This window comes from Candidatus Ruminimicrobium bovinum, from assembly GCF_902760015.1.
GTDB classification, from domain to species: Bacteria; Elusimicrobiota; Endomicrobiia; order Endomicrobiales; family Endomicrobiaceae; genus Ruminimicrobium; species Ruminimicrobium bovinum.
The window spans coordinates 1-3,823 of the sequence record NZ_CACWEU010000207.1; the positions used below are offsets into that span (position 1 = coordinate 1).

1 protein-coding gene is annotated in these 3,823 nt (G+C 30.4%); it reads right to left on the reverse strand.

Translation table 11 applies throughout. The annotated features are described in order from the left end of the window. A partial coding sequence (locus ACMUOV_RS06955; RefSeq protein ID WP_413854379.1) for a hypothetical protein occupies nucleotides 1-3,823 on the reverse strand: 3,823 nt, incomplete at both ends.

Below are 3,823 nucleotides of genomic sequence, written 5' to 3' on the forward strand. Positions count from 1 at the left end.
TGTTAAAATTGCCCGTTAATATTTTTTGGATTGTATCTACAACCGTTACAGGAACCAATATTAAGCTTTCGGCTACCCCTGCAAATACTGCCCTTAATGTCGAACGATTTTTAAACATATTACCAAACAAACCAAGGTCAAGTTGAGCATTTGCATTTTTTAATTCTTCTATTTTTGCTTCAAGTTCATCTTCTTTCTGTTTTAATTCTTGTATTTGTTCTTCTATTTTATTTTCATTAATTCCTGCTCCCGGAACACTTTTTGATCTTTTTGAAGTTCTGTCAAGAACTTGTAATTGCAGTTTAACTTCGTCTAATTGATTTTGTACTTCTTTTAAGGCAAGCTGATCTTCATCTCTTATTATATTTTCTTCAATAATGTTATTTTTTTTCTTGATTGCATTTGCAACTTCTTCTCCACCGGCTAAATGTCCAAAATCAAAAGCATGATTTTTCCACATATTTTCAAGTGTTTTTTTAATTCTATCAATAAATGAAGTTTTAGAAGTTTCATTTGCATTTGCATTATTAATAAATTCAACATTTTTTTGAGAGGATAAATTCAATTTGCTTTTTGCCTGCTCGGTTTGTTCACCTTCTATAGCAGAAAGCACACCGGGCATTAACTCTTTACCTAATTGAACACCCCATTGGTCAAAAGCATTAATTTCCCACAAAGCAGCTGAAATTTCAACGACATGCTCAAATGTTGCAAATAACTCACCGAGCGATTCCGGTGACAATTCATCCATATCAATATAAGTTGTTATATCATCGGAAGAATATTTATTGTTTGAAGTTTCACCAACAGCTACATTTATACCGCCAAGTTTTGAGTTTTCTGCAGGAACAATAACATTTCCGGTAGGATATGCAACTGTTTTACCGTCAACGGTTACAAATTTACCGAGACTTTCCATAGATTGCTGTTGAATAAAATCTACAAAGAAATCAAAAGGAGCATTTATAAATTGTTCTTGTTTTCCGAGATGATTTATTCTGTCTATATAAGAAATTGCTGCAAGAACGGAAATATTTTCCTTGGCAGCAGAACCGTTTATAACTTCTTTTAATGCTTCATCGGTATTATTTGCACCTTTTAAGAAATCCGCAAAATTTTTAGGACCTATTGATAACATCACAGGCAAACCTATTGCAGACCAAACAGAGAACCTTCCGCCTACCCAATCCCAGAATTCAAACATATTGTTTGTATCTATACCGAATTTTTCAACTTCTTCTTTTGCGATTGAAACTGCAACAAAATGATTTTTAACGGAATCTTCATTTAATTTAGAATTACTAAGCAACCATTTTTTTGCGGCATTTGCATTTGTCATTGTTTCATCTGTTGTAAATGTTTTTGATTCTATTATAAATAAAGTTGTTTCGGGATCTAAACCTTTTAATTGATTTTCCAAATCCTGAGGATCAACATTTGAAACATACCTTACTTCAGGTGCATTATCAAGTTTGCTTTCAGCTAAAATATTTGTAACACCTCTAGGACCTAAATCGGAACCGCCGATACCTATACTTACTACAGTTTTTATTTCTTTTCCGGTAGCACCTTTCCACTGTCCGTTAATAACTCTATTAGCAAAATCCGTCATCTTATTAAGAGTATTCACAACATTTGGCATAACATTTTTACCGTCAACTTTAATTGCCGACTTTGCAACAAATTTACCATCAACAAACTCAACATTTCTTAAAGCCGAATGTAAAACTGCTCTGTCTTCGGTTGCATTAACCTTATCACCGTTAAAAATAGCATTAAGTTTATCAAAAACACTTTGTTCATTGTCATCTTTATCTTTAAAAAATTTTATATTAAAAAGCTCAATATATTTATTTACTAAAGAAGTTCTTATATTTGATTTAAATGTAAGTTTTGAATTTTTTTGATTTATCGTTTCTTTGTCCGAAGCCGATTTTTCTTTTTGTATTTCTTTAAAAATATCAGATGTTGTAAAACCCTCATATTCGCCTTTAACGGATTTATCGGTTTCAATTTTTAAAACAGGTTCGGTTTCAACCGCTTTTGCAATTTCTGAAATTGCACTTCCAATATTTGCAAGTTCTTTTTTTGCTGCTTCGTCATTATTTTCAAACATCATAACAAGTGACGGAGTATTTCCTTCAAATACTTTATGAGTTTGTAACTTTTTATCTTTTTCTATTTCATTAGTTTCCTGCCTGTTTCTACCGATAAAGAATGCATCTGCCTGTGCTATCATATTCGACAAAAGTTTAAAATGTGCCGTTCTCTTGTCGGAATCAGCCATTATGTCATCGGTTGAATTTGCAAAACCTACAAAAGCATTAAAAGAAGGAACTACACCCTGATGTAATAATTGATAGAAAGAATGTTGTCCGTTTGTTCCAGGCTGACCTAACACAGTAACATAATCAGAAAGTTTTTCTTCAGCATTTTTTACAATATATGCACTATTATTATCATACGGCAATACTGACAATATATCTATACCTTTTACTTTATGATAATAAACATACATTGCAAAAAACAATCTTTTAACATCTTCATCCATATCTATATTTGAAAGTTTTTCACTTATACCTAAATTATCATATAAATTATTACAAAGTTCCAAAGTTTCTTCATCAAGTTCGGTTCTTGAAAAATCAAGTTGAAGTTTATTATTTTTACCTACGGACATTTCACGAATAAGTTTATTGCTTCTTGTATTATCATTTAAAAGTTCTCTGTTTTTTGCATTATTTGTTTTAGAAGAATAATCCGTTAATTTGTTAATTATAGTTTTATTGTTATCAACTGTTTGTGTTTTAGAGATATAGTTTTTATATTCACCGTTACCTGACTTTTCAACTAAAGTTCTACCCAAATTCATGAGAGCATCATTTTCTTTTTTTAATTGAGATTTATTTTCAATAGTAGCATTAACTTTTGTATAAATTCTTATTTTAGGTTCTGTTCCCGATGCACGTACTATTAATGAATTACCGTTCTTAAATACAATTTCTATACCGTTTTCAATTGTAACAGGAGAAATAGTTTCAACATCATAATTTTTCATTTCCGGAATATTTTTATATATGTCTTTGAAATTATTTGTAACATCTAAAAAGTTTTGTTTCTGTTGTTCCGCAGTAAGTTCTTTTTTATCTTCAAAAACAATAGCATCTCTACCAAGCAATTCGGAATTTTTTATATCCTTTTCTATTGTATCCAATTCTTCTTCAACAGTTACACTTGCATTGTTTAATAGAAGCAAAGGAAGTAATGTTGCAGTTAAGCCGTCTTTATCATATAATCCGGAAACAAGCCCTCCTGAACTTTCAAGAAGCATAAGAGGCTCTATTCCTTCTTTTTTGGTTAATTTTGCAGCTTCTGCTAAATTTTTAAAACCGATATCGGTTATTTTTACGGATACATTTATTTCATTTTTTAATTGTCCCGAAACAAGCTTTTTCATTTTATCTTCATAATATTTTGCTAACTTATCAATTTGGCTTGTTGTATCGGCACTTCTTACGGTTACAATGTTATAATTATTTTCTTTTAACCAATTAGAAATTTCTTTATCAGAGTGATTAGCCTTTAAATATTCATTTAATTTGTTATATTTATTTTCAAGGAAGATTTTTTGAACTATCATACCTGCTTCATCAGGTAAAAGGAATTTTGCTTCAAATTTACTACCGTTATAAACAGTGTAATATATTGCAAACCTATCTCCATCCGGATCCGTTGCAATTCCAAAAGTTGTTTTTTTAATTTCTTCAATACTTTTGCCTTCTTTTAATTTTTCATTTGCTTTGTTTTCTACTTTGTTTTTCAA